This is a genomic window from Xylanimonas protaetiae (genome assembly GCF_004135385.1).
GTDB classification, from domain to species: Bacteria; Actinomycetota; Actinomycetes; order Actinomycetales; family Cellulomonadaceae; genus Xylanimonas; species Xylanimonas protaetiae.
Genome location: NZ_CP035493.1, coordinates 2,826,265 through 2,841,300 on the forward strand (window position 1 = coordinate 2,826,265; position 15,036 = coordinate 2,841,300).

General features: G+C 71.0%; 11 protein-coding genes and 1 tRNA gene. 8 read left to right on the plus strand and 4 right to left on the minus strand.

The window, feature by feature from the left end; all coding sequences use genetic code 11:
* Nucleotides 1-81: 81 nt before the first annotated feature.
* The 3 genes from ET471_RS13085 to ET471_RS13095 form a co-directional block, all read right to left on the minus strand.
* Nucleotides 82-1,044 carry a carbohydrate ABC transporter permease gene (locus ET471_RS13085; protein ID WP_129188984.1) on the minus strand — a complete coding sequence of 321 codons (963 nt, stop codon included), beginning with the start codon at nt 1,042-1,044 and terminating at the stop codon, nt 82-84.
* 9 nt (nt 1,045-1,053) lie between these two features.
* Nucleotides 1,054-2,106, minus strand: coding sequence for an ABC transporter permease (locus tag ET471_RS13090; RefSeq protein WP_129188986.1), 1,053 nt, complete (start codon nt 2,104-2,106; stop codon nt 1,054-1,056).
* A 93-nt stretch (nt 2,107-2,199) separates the two neighbouring features.
* Nucleotides 2,200-3,915: an extracellular solute-binding protein gene (locus ET471_RS13095; protein WP_129188988.1), complete on the minus strand. Its 1,716-nt coding sequence runs from the start codon at nt 3,913-3,915 to the stop codon at nt 2,200-2,202.
* Between the two features lie 374 nt (nt 3,916-4,289).
* Here ET471_RS13095 and ET471_RS13100 point away from each other — a divergent pair, with 374 nt between their 5' ends.
* The 3 genes from ET471_RS13100 to ET471_RS13110 all read left to right on the plus strand — a co-directional run bounded on the left by ET471_RS13100 (nt 4,290) and on the right by ET471_RS13110 (nt 7,626).
* The gene (locus tag ET471_RS13100) at nt 4,290-5,294 is read left to right on the plus strand and encodes a LacI family DNA-binding transcriptional regulator (RefSeq protein ID WP_129188990.1); all 1,005 of its coding nucleotides are present in this window, start codon (nt 4,290-4,292) and stop codon (nt 5,292-5,294) included.
* 64 nt (nt 5,295-5,358) lie between these two features.
* Nucleotides 5,359-6,060 carry a hypothetical protein gene (locus ET471_RS13105; protein WP_129188992.1) on the plus strand — a complete coding sequence of 234 codons (702 nt, stop codon included), beginning with the start codon at nt 5,359-5,361 and terminating at the stop codon, nt 6,058-6,060.
* 39 nt (nt 6,061-6,099) lie between these two features.
* Nucleotides 6,100-7,626, plus strand: coding sequence for an alpha-N-arabinofuranosidase (locus ET471_RS13110; protein ID WP_129188994.1), 1,527 nt, complete (start codon nt 6,100-6,102; stop codon nt 7,624-7,626).
* A 205-nt stretch (nt 7,627-7,831) separates the two neighbouring features.
* On the opposite strand, the gene ET471_RS13115 is transcribed toward ET471_RS13110, so the two are convergent.
* A tRNA-Leu gene (locus ET471_RS13115) sits at nt 7,832-7,919 on the minus strand.
* A gap of 152 nt (nt 7,920-8,071) precedes the next feature.
* Here ET471_RS13115 and ET471_RS13120 point away from each other — a divergent pair.
* The 5 genes from ET471_RS13120 to ET471_RS13140 all read left to right on the plus strand — a co-directional run bounded on the left by ET471_RS13120 (nt 8,072) and on the right by ET471_RS13140 (nt 15,006).
* Nucleotides 8,072-9,208, plus strand: a complete 1,137-nt coding sequence (locus tag ET471_RS13120; protein ID WP_129188996.1) for an AI-2E family transporter — start codon at nt 8,072-8,074, stop codon at nt 9,206-9,208.
* Nucleotides 9,209-9,239: 31 nt separating this feature from the next.
* Nucleotides 9,240-9,854, plus strand: a complete 615-nt coding sequence (locus tag ET471_RS13125) for a GNAT family N-acetyltransferase (RefSeq protein WP_129188998.1) — start codon at nt 9,240-9,242, stop codon at nt 9,852-9,854.
* Between the two features lie 227 nt (nt 9,855-10,081).
* Entirely contained in the window at nt 10,082-11,644 is a 1,563-nt protein-coding gene (locus ET471_RS13130) for an ABC-F family ATP-binding cassette domain-containing protein (protein WP_129189000.1), read from the plus strand.
* Nucleotides 11,645-11,665: 21 nt separating this feature from the next.
* Complete coding sequence (locus tag ET471_RS13135; protein WP_129189002.1) at nt 11,666-13,693, plus strand: M3 family metallopeptidase; 2,028 nt, start codon at nt 11,666-11,668, stop codon at nt 13,691-13,693.
* Nucleotides 13,690-15,006: a M20/M25/M40 family metallo-hydrolase gene (locus ET471_RS13140; protein WP_129189004.1), complete on the plus strand. Its 1,317-nt coding sequence runs from the start codon at nt 13,690-13,692 to the stop codon at nt 15,004-15,006. The genes ET471_RS13135 and ET471_RS13140 overlap by 4 nt, the downstream gene beginning before the upstream one ends.
* Nucleotides 15,007-15,036 lie beyond the last annotated feature (30 nt).

The following is a 15,036-nucleotide window of genomic DNA, read 5'->3' on the forward strand; positions in this document are numbered from 1 at the left end:
AAGATGATCGGGCCTCTCAGTGTGAAGCGTTACGGGTCCAGACGACGGATCGGCCCCCGCGCGTGCGGGGAGCCGACTCCATCAGCCCTTCACGGAGCCGATCATGAGACCGGACACGAAGTGCTTCTGCAGGAACGGGTACACGAACAGGATCGGGACGGCGGCCACCATGGTGATCGCCGACCGCAGGGCGATCGGAGTGGTGACCTGCCCGCCTGCCGCCGCGGCCGCCGCGCTGCCCGCCTGACCCCCAGAGTTCACGCCGGCGTTCATCGAGCTCGACAGCAGCTTCTGCAGCTCGTACTGCAGGGTGGACAACCACTGCTCGCCCGAGTTGTACAGCAGGGTGTCCAGCCAGGAGTTCCAGCTGCCCACCGCCACGAACAGACCCACCACGGCCAGCGTGGGCTTGCACAGCGGCATCACGATCTGCCACCACGTGCGGAACTCGCCCGCGCCGTCGATGCGTGCCGACTCGATGACCTCTTCGGGGATCGACTTCATGTACGTGCGCAGCAGGATCAGGTTGAACGCGCTGATGATCGTCGGCACCCAGTAGGCCTGGAAGCTGTTCAGCAGGCCCAGGTCCTTGATGAGCAGGTAGTTGGGGATCAGCCCGGCGTCGAAGTACATCGTCAGCACGAAGAGCAGGGTGATCGAGCGGCGGAAGATGAACTCGTTACGGCTGAGCGCGTAGGCGAGCATCGAGGTGAACAGCAGGTTTGTCGCCACCACCACGACCGTCTTCAGGACGCTCATGAAGAACGCCTGATAGAGCGTCTGCATGTTGAACACGACCTGGTAGTTCTGCAGCGAGAATACCCGAGGCCAGATGCCGATCCCACCACGGACAGCGTCCATGCCGTCGTTGAAGGAGATGGCGAGCGTGTTGAGCAGCGGGTAGACCATGAGCGCCGAGAGGAACACCAGGAAGGTCGTGTTGAGCGTCGTGAAGACGACCCGCTCGACCGTCCACTGCCGACGGGGCGACCTGCCTCGTGATGCGCGCCGCGTCAGAGGCTTCGCGACAAGGGTGCTTGACATGAGGTCCTCCTAGACCAGCGACTCTTGGTTGAGGCGCTTGGCCGCTAGGTTCGCCGAGCCCACCAGGATGATGGCGACGACGGTCTTGAAGATGCCCGCGACGACGGCGAGGCTGTAGTTGCCCAGCTGGTAGCCGTAACGCAGCACGAAGACGTCGATGGTCTCGGCCCTCTCGGACACCAGGCCGTTGCCGAGGAAGTACGGCAGCTCGAAGTTCGTGGACAGGATCCAGCCGCTGTTGATGATGAGCAGCACGACGATCGTGGGCCTGATCCCCGGGAGCGTGATGTTGAACATCTTGCGATAGCGGCCTGCGCCGTCGACCTCGGCGGCCTCGTACAGGGCAGGGTCGATGGCGGTGATGGCCGTCAGGTACAGGATCGTGTTCCAGCCCAGTTCCTTCCATAAGTTCGTCCCCGCGACGATCCCCCAGAAGTAGTTCGGCTGGGTCAAGAACAGCACCGGTTGGTCGACGATGTGCAGGTTCATGAGGGCCTGGTTGATGAACCCGCCGGAGGAGGGCAGCGACAGGGCTACCGCCGCCAGGCTTGCCACGATCACCCAGCTGAGGAAGTGCGGCATGTAGGTGATGTTCTGCATGACGCGCTTGAACGGCAGGCTCTTGACCTCGTTCAGCAGCAGCGCCAGGACGATGGCCCCGAGGGTCCCGACGACCAGGGACAGGACCGACTGTCCCAGGGTGTTGACCACGACCCGGCGGAACCGTTCACCGTTGACACCGGTGAACAGGTTGACGAAGTTCTCGAAGCCGACCCACTTCTGGTTCCAGATGCTGCCGCGCCCCGGCTTGTAGTGCTGGAAGGCGATCGCCCAGCCGTAGGCCGGGACGTACTTGAACAGGATCTGGTAGAGCAGCAGCGGGACTGCCATGGCGAGCAGGGCTCGCTGCGCCCAGATCCGGTCCCAGGTGATCTTGCGTCGGGGGCCCATCGCTGCCTTCTTCCGGGGCTTGCGCCTCCGGGCACGCGAGCTGGTCGCGAGCGGGAGGGCCGTCTCCGGCCCGGTAGCGGTCACACGGGTGCTGACCGTGGCGTCCGTCATCTGTCCAACCTCATCGTCAGGAGCAGTGGGTGGTGATCGCGAACGTCTCGTGGTGGGGGACTCGCGCCCCCCACCACGAGAGCTCGCCGGCTGCTACCAGTTGGTCAGGCGGTCCTTGATGCCCTTGTTGATGGCATCCTCGTAGACCTTCACGTCGATCTGGCCGACGGCGTCGGTGTAGGACTTCCAGTTCTTCTCGAAGTCGGCAGGCTTGCCCGCGATGATCTTCGGCAGGTTCTGCACAGCGGCGTCGGTCAGCTGCTGGTTGACCTGGTTGGCCTCGTCGTCGAGCCCGATGTTCCACGCCGGGTAGTACTTCGGGTTCTCCTTCGGCGTGTTCACGAACTCGCGCCAGGTCTTCTTGTCGTACTTCTGGATGAAGGCGCGGTCGTAGCCGGTCAGCGTCGCGAGGAACTCGGCGGGCTGGTCGTCGGGGCTGTAGGCGTTGCCGTCGGAGAACTGTCCGTTGTGCTTGGGCAGCATGTCGAGCAGCGCCGTGAGACGGTTGGAGGCACGCCACGTGAGGTCGCGGTAGTTGGCCCGCTGCTCGTCCGTGCGGGAGAAGACGCCGTCGGCGCCGACCTGGTAGTCCTCGCCTTCGATGCCCCAGGAGAGCACCTTCTGCCAGGGCTCGCTGAGCATCATGTCGATGAACTTCAGTGCCTTCTCCGGCTGCTTGCTGGAGACAGACAAACCGAAGCCCTGGTTGGTGTTCATGACGTCACGGTCGGCGTACCACGGCTGCACACCGTCGTAGACGGGCATGAGGGGGACGTAGGTGTACTCGTCCTTGCCCGCGCTCTGCAGCGACTGGGTGGCGGTGCCGAAGTCCCAGCCCTGGTCGTGCATGCCGAGGACGGCGCCGGTGGCCAGCTTCGCGGTGTACTGGTCGTACGTGAGGGTGAAGGACTCGGGGTCGACGAGACCCTCGCTGTACTTCTCGTTGACGACCTTGTAGAAGTCCTTCGCGATGTCCTTGTTGGCGTAGATCTCCGCCTTGTTGTTGTCGTCGACGATGACGCCACCGTTGTTCGGGGAGCCAGCCAGCAGCGCCGGCGGGTTGGTCATGCCCCACTCGCGACCCGTCGAGGCCAGCAGCTCGAAGCCGACCGTCGGCGCGCCGTCGGTCTCAGGGTGCTTCGCCTTGTAGTCAGCGATGAGCTGGAAGTAGCGGTCGAGCGTCATGTTGCTCAGGTCCGGATAGCCGGCGTCCTCGAGCACGCGCTTCTGGATCCAGAACGCCGGACCGTAGTAGGTGCCGCCCGTGACGTCGCCGTAGAAGCGGTTGTAGTTCGGGATGATGTACAGGCCCGGGTCCACCTCGGTGCCCGAGTAGCTCATCTTCTTGATGTACGGCTCGACGTGCGTCGAGATGTTCGGGTAGTCCCCCGTGGCCAGCATGTCGTCCAGGGGACGAAGTGCACCGCCCTCCAGGAGGCGCAGCTTCAGGTCGGTGGTGCCGATGAGGTCGGGGTACTCGCCGCCCGCGAGCATCACGCCGATCTTCTGGTCCACGTTGTCCGGGGACACGATCTCGTAGTCCAGGGTGACGCCGAGCTTCTCCTTGAGGAGCTTGGTGATCTTGTTGTCCGGGGCCGGGGCCTGCTCCGCGGACGTGATCCAGGTCGTGAGCGTCGTGGGGTTGCTGGGGGTCAGCGTGCCCGACTGGTCCGCGAGGTCGCCCGCGGGGATGACGACATCCTTCGAAGGGGCCTCCTCGGGAGCGCCCTGAGAGGTACATCCGACCAGTCCCGCTGAGACTGCTGCAGCCAGGACCAGAGTTGACAGCTTCTTGCTCGTGGTACGCACCAAATTCTCTCTTCGTTGAGCGAACGCGACTTCCCTGAGGGGAGGTGTGGCATGGAACGTCGTGCTTGGAAGACAGTCACGAACACTCGATGCGCCGAGGGCGCCAGATCGGCCTGGCGCCCTCATCCCGGCAGGATTGTAGCGATAAAATAGGGACGTTCCCGCGAGTCGTCAAGCCCGGCGCACGCGCTGAGACGATGCCGTCCCGCGCCGCGAGGACCACGCCCTGGAGAGCGACGCCCCCGCTGTCACCGGAACCTTGCCGTGCGGTGTTGTATCGATATATTGGGCGCGCTCGGGCGGCCTCGTCGGCCGGCGTCCGGATGAGCGGGCCCGCGCTGGGCTGGCACAATGTTGTGGAAGGGAGGGTGTTCATGGTGAGGATGGCGGACGTCGCCCGCGAGGCAGGCGTCTCGGTCATGACGGTGTCGAACGTCCTCAACGAGCGCCTCCCGGTCGGCGAGCCGACGCGCGCCCGCGTCATGGCGGCCGTCGAGGCGCTCGGGTACGAGGTCAACCTGACGGCGCGCCACCTGCGGGCCGGACGGACAGACACCGTCGCCTTCATCGCCCCGTCGTTCCACGACTACTTCGGCGAGGTCTCCGACAAGATCGCGCTGCTCATCGAGGCGGGAGGGCGCCACCTCGTCCTCGAGCGCACGAGCGCCAGCCCGGAGCAGGAGATGGAGGCGCTGAGCGTCGCGCGCCTCCGCCTGTACGACGGTGTGCTGCTGTCCGTGGCCGGCCTCGACATCGACCGGCTGGAGCGGGTTCGTATCCCGACGCCCATCGTCCTGCTCGGCGAGCGCGACGTGCCCGAGCGGTTCAACCACGTCCGGCTCGCGAACGAGGAGGGCGCCCGGCTCGCCACGGCGCACATGATCGAGGGCGGCTCCCGGCGCATCCTGGCGCTCGGCTGCACGTTCGACCCCGGGCACATGATGTCGTCGGACCGCCGGCTCGGGTGGGAGCGTGCCTGTCTCGATGCCGGCCTGGGCGTTGACCCGCGGTACGTGGTGCCGATCTCCGAGTACAGCTCGGCCGCGGCGCGCGACGCGATGCTCGACGTCATCGACTCAGGTCTGCCCTTCGACGGGGTCTTCGCGATCACCGACATCATCGCGCTGGGAGCCGTCTCGGCGATGGCGGACCGCGGGCTGCGCATCCCCGCGGACGTCCAGATCGCGGGCTTCGACAACCTCGACATGGTGCGGTTCATCCCGCCCGGTCTCACCTCGGTCGACGCCAACCACGAGGGTCTCGCCGAGAAGGCCGTCGGGCTGCTGCACCGGCAGATGTCGGGCTGGACCGGTCCGGCCGAGCACGCCGTCGTGCCCGTCCGGCTCGTGGTGCGTGGCTCCACCCGCGGCGGCGCGTAGCCCGGCTCGTCGATGCGCGCCTGCGCCGCGCGACCCCGCACCCCACCGGTCGAAGGAGACCACCGTGAGCAGCCCCGTGCCCGTCCAGCGCGCCCTGCCCGCGTCGCCGATCGCCGCGACGCGGCACCGCCCGCTGCCCGTCCCTGCCGTCCGCCTGGTCGGCGGGCCGCTCGGGTCCTGGCAGGAGCGCAACGGCACCGCCACCATCCCGCACTGCGTCGACCAGCTCGAGGCCTCGGGGGTGCTCGACGACTTCCGTCGCCTTGTGGGCGAGTCGGCGGCGGCGCATCGCGGCTTCGTGCACACCTGGATCCAGGGCGTCGCGCAGCAGCGTGCTCGGCCCGGTCGGCGGCCACGAGCGCGAGGACGACGGCTACGCCCGGCTCCGCTGACGCCCGGTGCCACCTACGTCCTGGAGGTCGACCGGACGCCCCGCCGCACGACCGCGCACCATCGCGTCGACGCGCTGCGAGGGGTTGCAGCCGTCGAGCGTGGGCCGATCGTCTACTGCGTCGAGCACGCCGGCCTTGCACCCGGGATCGACGTCGACGGCATCGCGCTGGTGCCCGACGCGCTGATCACGGCGGGTGAGGGCGGCACGCTGACCGTGCGGTGCCGGGTGACCCGCGCCGCGGACCACCTCTCCGGCACGGACGCCGGACCGGAGCTCGGCGCCGAGCACACCGTGACCGCGATCCCGTTCTCCCCCTGGGGCAACGGGGAGCCCGGACCGATGCGGGTCTGGCTCCCGGTTGCCCCGTGCTGAGCCCTCCGACGACTGACCTTCCGACCGAATGGGAACGCCATGACGACCACCACGACCGCTGTCATCGACCTGGACCTGCCCGGCGCCACCATCAGCCGTCACGTGTACGGCCACTTCGCCGAGCACCTGGGCCGGTGCATCTATGGCGGGTTCTGGGTGGGGGAGGACTCGTCGGTGCCGAACGTGCGGGGCATCCGCTCCGACGTGGTCGAGGCGCTGCGCGCCATCGCGATCCCGAACCTGCGCTGGCCGGGCGGCTGCTTCGCGGACGACTACCACTGGCGGGACGGCATCGGCCCGCGCGACCAGCGGCCCCGGATGGTCAACTCGCACTGGGGCGACGTCGTGGAGGACAACGCGTTCGGCACGCACGAGTTCATGGACCTGTGCGAGCTGCTCGGCGCGGACCCGTACGTGTCGGGCAACGTCGGGTCGGGCACGGTGGCGGAGATGTCGGCGTGGGTGGAGTACCTGACGCGTGCGGACGACTCGCCGATGGCGGCGCTGCGGCGTGCGAACGGGCGCGACGAGCCCTGGCGCGTGCCGTTCTGGGGTCTGGGGAACGAGGCGTGGGGCTGTGGCGGGAACCTGCGTGCCGAGCAGTTCGCGTCGCTGGCTCGCCAGTACGCCACCTACGTGCGCGACCAGGGCGGCCACCGGACGTGCCGCGTCGCCGCCGGCGCGTCCGACGCGGACTACCACTGGACCGAGACGCTCCTGCGGTCGTTCGACGATCTCGCGGCGGACCCGGCGACCCCGGCCGCGCCCTTCCAGGCTGTGTCGCTGCACTACTACACGATGACCGGGCCGTGGTCCGACAAGGGGTCCGCCACCGGCTTCGGCACCGACGGCTGGTACGTCGCGCTCGCCCGCGCCCGCCACATGGACGAGCTGCTCACCCGGCACTCGACCGTCATGGACCGGCACGACCCGTACCGCAAGGTGGGGCTCGTCGTCGACGAGTGGGGCACCTGGTGGAACGTGGAGCCGGGCACGAACCCGGGGTTCCTGTACCAGCAGAACACCCTGCGGGACGCGCTCGTCGCGGCGGTGCACTTCGACGCCTTCCACCGGCACGCGGAGCGTGTGGTCATGGCGAACATCGCCCAGACCGTCAACGTGCTCCAGGCGATGATCCTGACAGACCCGGACACGGGGGCGCTGGTGCTCACGCCGACGTACCACGTGTTCGCGATGAACACCGGGCACCACGACGCCGCCGCGCTGGCCGTGCACCTGCGCGACGTCGAGACCCGCACGGTCGACGGCGGCGAGCTCCCGCTGGTCTCGGCGTCCGCGTCGGTCAAGGACGACGCCGCGCTGGTCTCGTTGTCGAACCTGGACGCCGACACCGCCCGCACGGTCGTGCTCGACCTGCGCGGGCGTGACGTCGTCGGGCACCGGGCGCGCGTGCTGACCGCGCCCGCGCTCGACGCGCACAACACGCCCGACCGGCCACGGGACGTCGCCCCCGTGGACCACGCCGGCGTGCGGTCCCACCCGCGCGGGCTCGAGGTCGACCTGCCCGCGCACTCCTACGTGACCGTCACCCTCACGCTCGGCTGACGGACGGTCAGGGCGACCTGAGCAGGGGCTCAAAAAGCGAGAGGCCCGACGGTGTGGATCCGTCGGGCCTCTCGATCCGCTGTCTCATTCGGATCCCGCCGACAGGTATGACCTGCCGGAAGCTGGCGAGCGCACGTGACATGGGGGTTCAAGTCCCCCTCCGAACGTGCAAACAGCCCCTGATCCGTAAGGTCAGGAGCTGTTCTGGTGTCCGGAGGGGGACTTGAACCCCCACGCCCGATAAAGGGCACTAGCACCTCAAGCTAGCGCGTCTGCCATTCCGCCACCCGGACAGGTGACCCCGAGAGCCGGCGTTCCCGCCGTCTCGGTGCGGTGGAAAACATAGCACGGTGTCGGCGGGGGTCCGAAATCGCGTGCCATCGTCACGCCAGCGCAGGCGTCTGCGGGCAGACTGGTCGGCAGGGACGTCAGTGGAGGTGAGCGGGTGGCCGAGCCCGAGAACGTGCCGCAGTGGTTGCGGACGAGCGCCGGGTGGTCCTGGCGGTTCGTCGCCCTCGTGGCGGCCGTCTCGCTGCTGGTCTTCGCCGTCGTGCACGTGCGGGTCGTCTTCACGGCGGTGTTCCTGGCGCTGGTGCTGACGTCGGTGCTGCGGCCGCTCACCGACTGGTTCGCGCGGGTCATGCCGCGCCCGCTCGCCATCGGGCTCGCGTTCCTCACGGCGCTCGTCGTGGTCGGGGGTCTGGTGACGTACGTCGTGGCGTCCGTCGCCGGGCAGTGGGAGAACCTGGGCGACCAGTTCACGACGGGCGTGGACCAGATCATCGGCTGGCTCGCGCACGGGCCGCTGCGCCTGGACGTGTCGCCCGACGCGATCACCGACGCGCTCGAGGCGGGCCGCAAGTGGTTGGCGGAGAACGCCGCCGACGTCGCCGGGCAGACCGCCCAGACGGTCGGCACCGTGGTCGAGGTGTTCGCCGTCATCGCCCTGGCGATCTTCTGCACGGTGTTCTTCCTGCTCCAGGGCGGCGCGATGTGGCGCTGGTTCGTCGGCCAGGTGCCGGCCGGGCACCGCAACCGCTGGGACGACGCCGCGCAGGCCGGCTGGTACACCTTCGCGGGCTATGCGCGCGGAACGGTGCTCATCGCCATCACGAACGGCCTGATGTCGGGCATCTTCCTGGCCATCCTCGGCATCCCGTTGGCGGCGCCCCTCGCCGTGCTCGTGTTCATCGGCACGTTCATCCCGCTGATCGGCGCGCCGACGGCGATGGTCATCGCGGGCGTGGTCGCGCTCGCGGCGGACGGGCCGTTCAAGGCGCTCATCGTGATCATCGGCGTCGCGATCATCGGCCAGATCGAGGGGCACCTGCTCCAGCCGCTCATCATGGGCAAGCAGGTGGCGCTGCACCCCGTGGTGGTCGCCGTCGCGATCGCGACGGGCACGGTGCTCGCCGGCATCCTCGGCGCCGTCGTGGCCGTGCCCGTCGTCGCGGTGACCTGGGCGGTCTATGCGCGGCTGCGACCGCGTCGCGAGCCCGTGGGGCTGCTCGGGCCCGGGACGGCCGCTGACGAGCCGAGCGCCGGCGACCCGGCCGCGGACGACGCGGGCGCCGACGGGTAAGAGCCCGCGCCGGTCCTGGCATGCTGCCGGGATGGAACCCTTCGTCCTCGCCACCGAGCGCGTCCGCCTCTCGACCCCGACCGCCGACGACGTCGACCGCGTCTACGCGCTGTGCCAGGACGAGGCGATCCAGCGTTGGACCACCGTGCCGAGCCCGTACCGGCGCGAGCACGCGCACGAGTTCGTCACGGGGTTCGTGCCGCGCGGCTGGGAGTCGGGGCGGGTGCTCACGTGGGCGATCCGGCCGCCCGGCGACGTCCTGCCGGGGGAGCGCGAGCCGGAGCTGCTCGGCATGGTGGGGCTGCACCTCGACGACACCCCGGCCCCGCACCGCTCGGCCGAGTTCGGGTTCTGGATGGCGCCCGAGGCGCGCGGCCGCGGCCTGGTGACGGAGGCGGCACGCCTCGTCGTCGACCACGGGCTCGACCCCGAGGGGCTCGGGCTGGCCCGCGCGGAGTGGCGGGCCGTGGTGGGCAACTGGGCCTCGCGGCGCGTCGCCTGGAAGGTGGGGGTGCGCGTCGAGGGGGAGATCCGCGGGCTGCTGGTGCACCGCGGCGCCCGGCTCGACGGCTGGGTCGGCACGCTGCTGCCCGGCGACCGCCGCGAGCCGAACGAGCCCTGGCCCGCGGGCGCGCCGACGGCGTGACGCGTGGGCGACCTCACACCGGGAACGCGGTTGCGCGGCACGTCGCGGCCGTGCGAACCTCGACGGGTCCCCGCGGGCGGTGCCCGCGCGTGAGAGGGGACGGCATCCGACCTCGAGGACGTGACATGACGGGTCTCCCGACCGCCGCCTGACCGGCGCCGCACCCTGCGCTCGCACGCGCGAGCGGGGACGTCGGCGCACCAGCCGACCTTCGGAGACCCCTTTTCATGCCTTCCCCCTCTGTCGTCCTGCGCGACCTCACCTTCGCCTGGCCGGACGGCTCCGCGCCCGTCGAGCACGTCTCCGGCGCGTTCGGCGCCGGCCGCACGGGCCTCGTCGGGCTCAACGGCGCCGGCAAGTCCACGCTGCTGCGGCTCGTCGCCGGACGGCTCACGCCCACGTCCGGGTCGGTTGCCGTCACGGGCGTCGCCGACTACCTGCCGCAGCGCCTCACGCTCGACACGCACCTGACCGTCGCCGACCTGCTCGGCGTGCGCGCCCAGGTCGACGCCGTCCGCGCGATCGAGTCCGGCGACGTCCGCGAGCAGCTCTTCGACGTCGTCGGCGACGCCTGGGACGCCGAGGAGCGCGCCCGTGCGGCGCTCGCGGCGGTCGGCCTGCCCGACGACGTCGACCGCGTCGTCGGCACGCTCTCCGGCGGGGAGGCCGTGCTGGCCGCCGTCACGGGCGTGCGGCTGCGCGGCGCCGACGTGGCGCTGCTCGACGAACCCACCAACAACCTCGACGGCGCCGCGCGCGAGCGGCTGCACGAGCTCGTGCGGACGTGGCGGGGCGCGCTCGTCGTCGTCTCGCACGACCGTGCGCTGCTCGAGCTCGTCGACGAGACGGCCGAGCTGCGCTCGGGCGCGCTCGTGACGTTCGGCGGCACGTACGGGCAGTACGAGGCGTCCCTGGAGGCGCAGCAGGAGGCCGCGCGGCGGGCCCTGCGCGACGCCGAGGCGACCCTGCGTCGCGAGAAGGCCGAGCGCATCAAGCTCCAGGAGCGCGTCGCGCACTCGGAGCGGCGCGGCCGCCAGGACGTCGCGGACGCCCGCTACGTCAAGGCGGCGATCAACGACCGGCGCAACTCCGCCGAGAAGTCGCAGGCAGCCCGCCGCGGCCAGGCGAACGCCAAGGAGGAGGCCGCACGGGCGGCCGTCGACGCGGCCGAGCGGGCCGTGCGGGACGACGACCGCATCGCCGTCGACCTGCCCGACCCCGGCGTCGGCGCCGGCCGTCGCCTGGCCGTGCTGCGCGGCCCAGAAGGCGGCGAGCACGTCGTCCAGGGCCCCGAGCGCGTCGCGCTCACGGGCGCCAACGGTGCCGGCAAGACGACGCTGCTCGAGAAGCTCGTGGGCGGCGACGGGCTGCTGACCGACCGGCTCGGGTACCTGCCGCAGCGCCTCGACCTGCTCGACGACGACGCCACCGTGCTCGACGCCGTGCGTGCGGGCGCCCCCGACGTGGCCCCCGGCGTGCTGCGCGGCCGCCTCGCCCGGTTCCTCGTGCGCGGGGACGCCGTCGACCGGCCGGTGGCCACGCTGAGCGGCGGCGAACGGTTCCGGGTGACGCTGGCCCGGCTGCTGCTCGCGGACCCGCCCGCGCAGCTCCTCGTGCTCGACGAGCCGACCAACAACCTGGACCTCGCCTCGGCCGACCGGCTGGTGGAGGCCCTGGCCGCCTACCGCGGTGCTCTGCTGGTGGTCAGCCACGACCGGGCCTTCCTCGACCGGCTCGGCCTGGACGTCGAGCTGGTGGTCGAGCGGGGCGTGCTACGGCGCGTCCGGTGACGGACGGTGTTGGATGGCCGGGTGACGCGCTTCGACGAGCCTTCGACCCTGCCCTACGAGCTACCCGACTACGCGACCCTCCGGCCGGAGGACCTCGAGCCCGCGATCCTCGCGGGCATGGCCGCCCACCGCGCCGAGATCGACGCGGTCGTGGCGGACCCTTCCGCGCCCACGGTGGCGAACACGCTGGAGGCGATCGAGCGCTCGGGCCGGGCGCTGCACCGGGCGCTGACGGTGTTCTACAACCAGCTGTCGGCGGACGCGACGCCGTTCCTGGAGGACCTCGACGAGCGGCTCGCGCCGCAGCTCGCCGCGCACCAGGACGCGATCCTCATGGACCGCGCCCTGGTCGCGCGCCTGAGCGCTCTCGAGGGCACCGACCTCGAGGCGGACCAGGCGTGGCTGCTGCGGCGCCGGCTCGTCGACGCGCGCCGCGCCGGCGTCGCGCTGTCCGACGACGACCAGGCCACGCTGCGCGACCTCAACGGGCGCCTGACCACGCTCGAGTCGCAGTTCGGGCGCAAGCTGCTCGCGGGGGCCAACGCGGCGTCCGTGCTGGTCACGTCCGAGGACGAGCTCGACGGGCTCGCCGACGACGCCCGCGAGGGCGCCCGGGCGGCCGCCGAGGCGCGCGGGCAGGACGGCTGGCTGCTCGAGATGCAGCTGCCCACGCACCAGAACGTCGTCGCCGCGCTCTCCGACCGCGACGTGCGCGAGCGCGTGCAGAGCGCCTCGGAGGCCCGCGGCGCCGACGGCTCGGAGCACGACACGCGCGAGGTGCTGCTGGAGATCGTGCGCCTGCGCGCGGAGCGGGCCCGCCTGCTCGGCTACGCCCACCACGCGGCGTACGTCGCGGAGGACGGCACGGCCAAGACGCCGGAGGCGGTCGCGGCCATGCTCGCCCGGCTCGCCCCGCCGGCCGTCGCCAACGCGAAGGCCGAGGCCGCCGACCTGACGGCCGCGCTCCAGGCCGACCACCCCGGCGAGGAGCTGCGCGCGTCCGACTGGTCCTTCTACGCCGAGCGCGTCCGCAAGGAGCGCTACGCCCTCGACGACGCCGCGCTGCGGCCCTACCTCGAGCTGGAGAAGGTGCTGCACGACGGCGTCTTCAAGGCGGCGAACCTGCTGTTCGGGCTGCGGTTCGAGGAGCGCCCGGACCTGCGGGGCTACCACCCCGACGTGCGCGTCTGGGAGGTGTTCGACGGCGAGGCGGGCCTCGGCCTGTTCCTCGGCGACTTCTACACGCGCGAGTCCAAGCGCGGCGGCGCCTGGATGAACAACCTGGTCGACCAGAACCACCTGCTCGGCCAGCAGCCCGTGGTGGTCAACAACCTCAACATCGTCAAGCCGCCGGCCGGGCGCCCCACGCTGCTCGTGTGGGACGAGGTCATCACGCTCTTCCACGAGTTCGGCCACGCCCTGCACGGCCTGCTCTCGGACGTGCGCTACCCGTCGCAGTCCGGCACCGAGGTGCCGCGCGACTTCGTCGAGTACCCCAGCCAGGTCAACGAGATGTGGGCGTGGGAGCCGGAGATCCTGGAGTCCTACGCCGTGCACCACGAGACGGGCGAGCCCATGCCGCGCACCTGGGTGGACACCATGCTCGCCAGCCGCCAGCTCGGCGAGGGGTTCGCCACCACCGAGTACCTGGCCGCCGCGCTGCTCGACCAGGCGTGGCACCGTCTCGCGCCCGAGCAGGTGCCGACGTCCGTCGACGACGTCGTCCCCTTCGAGGAGGCCGCCCTGGCCGCCGCGGGCGTGGACTTCGCGCCCGTGCCGCCGCGCTACCGCACCACGTACTACAACCACATCTTCGGCTCGGGGTACTCGGCCGCGTACTACTCGTACATCTTTTCGGAGGTGCTCGACGCCGACACCGTGCGCTGGTACGAAGAGCACGGCGGCCTCACGCGGGAGAACGGCGAGGCGTTCCGCCGCACGCTCCTGGCGCGCGGCGGGTCGCAGGACCCGTTGCAGTCCTTCCGCGAGCTGCGGGGCCGCGACTCGGACATCACCGCACTGCTCGAGCGACGGGGGCTTTCCGCATGACCGCACCCATCACCGCGTCCGACGAGGTCGCACGCATCTGCCAGGACCTCCTGCGCATCGACACGTCGAACTTCGGCGACGACTCCGGGCCGGGGGAGCGGGCCGCCGCCGAGCACGTGGCCGGGCTCCTCACCGACGTCGGGCTCGACGTCGAGGTGTTCGAGTCGCGGCCCGGGCGCACCTCGGTGGTCACGCGCCTGGAGGGCGCCGACCCGTCGCGGCCCGCACTGGTGCTGCACGGGCACACCGACGTCGTCCCCGCCCAGGCGGCCGACTGGAGCGTCGACCCGTTCGGCGGCGAGGAGATCGACGGCCTCCTGTGGGGCCGCGGCGCCGTCGACATGAAGGACATGGACGCGATGATCCTGTCCGTCGTGCGGCAGTACGTCCGCGAGGGCCGCAAGCCCGCCCGCGACGTCGTCGTCGCGATGTTCGCCGACGAGGAGGCCGGCGGGGTGCACGGCGCCCAGTGGGCCGTGAACCACCGCCCCGAGTTGTTCGAGGGCGCCACCGAGGCCATCAGCGAGGTGGGCGGCTTCTCCGTCGAGGTGGGCGGGAAGCGCGCCTACCTGCTCCAGACGGCGGAGAAGGGCCTCGCCTGGCTGCGGCTCGTGGCCGACGGGCGCGCCGGGCACGGCTCGGCCGTCAACCACGACAACGCCGTCACGGCGCTCGCGGAGGCCGTCGCCCGCATCGGCCGGTACGCGTGGCCGTACACGCTCACGCCGACGGTGGAGAAGCTCCTGCGCGGCGTCGCCGACCTGACGGGCCTGCCGTTCGACGCCGAGGACCCCGCCGCGGTCGACACCCTCGTGCGGGCGCTCGGCCCGGCCGCCCCGTTCGTCGGCGCGACGGTGCGGCACACGGCCAACCCCACCCAGCTCTCGGCAGGGTACAAGGCCAACGTCATCCCGGGTCAGGCGTGGGCGGCCGTCGACGTGCGGCTGCTGCCCGGCTACGAGGACGAGGGCCTGGCCACGCTGCGCGAGCTCGCCGGCCCGGACGTGCGCATCGAGCCCATCCACCAGGACGTCGCCCTCGAGGTGCCCTTCGCGGGCTCGCTCGTCGACGCGATGGTCGACGCCGTCACGGCGGAGGACCCGGGCTCGGTGGTGCTGCCGTACACGCTCTCGGGCGGCACGGACAACAAGTCGCTGTCCCGCCTGGGCATCACGGGCTACGGCTTCGCACCGCTGCGGCTGCCCGCCGACCTCGACTTCGTGAGCATGTTCCACGGCGTCGACGAGCGCGTGCCGGTCGACTCGCTCCGGTTCGGCACGCGCGTCCTGGACCGGCTGCTCGCGACCTGCTGAGGATCGACGAGGGGCCCGGGTTCCCGGGCC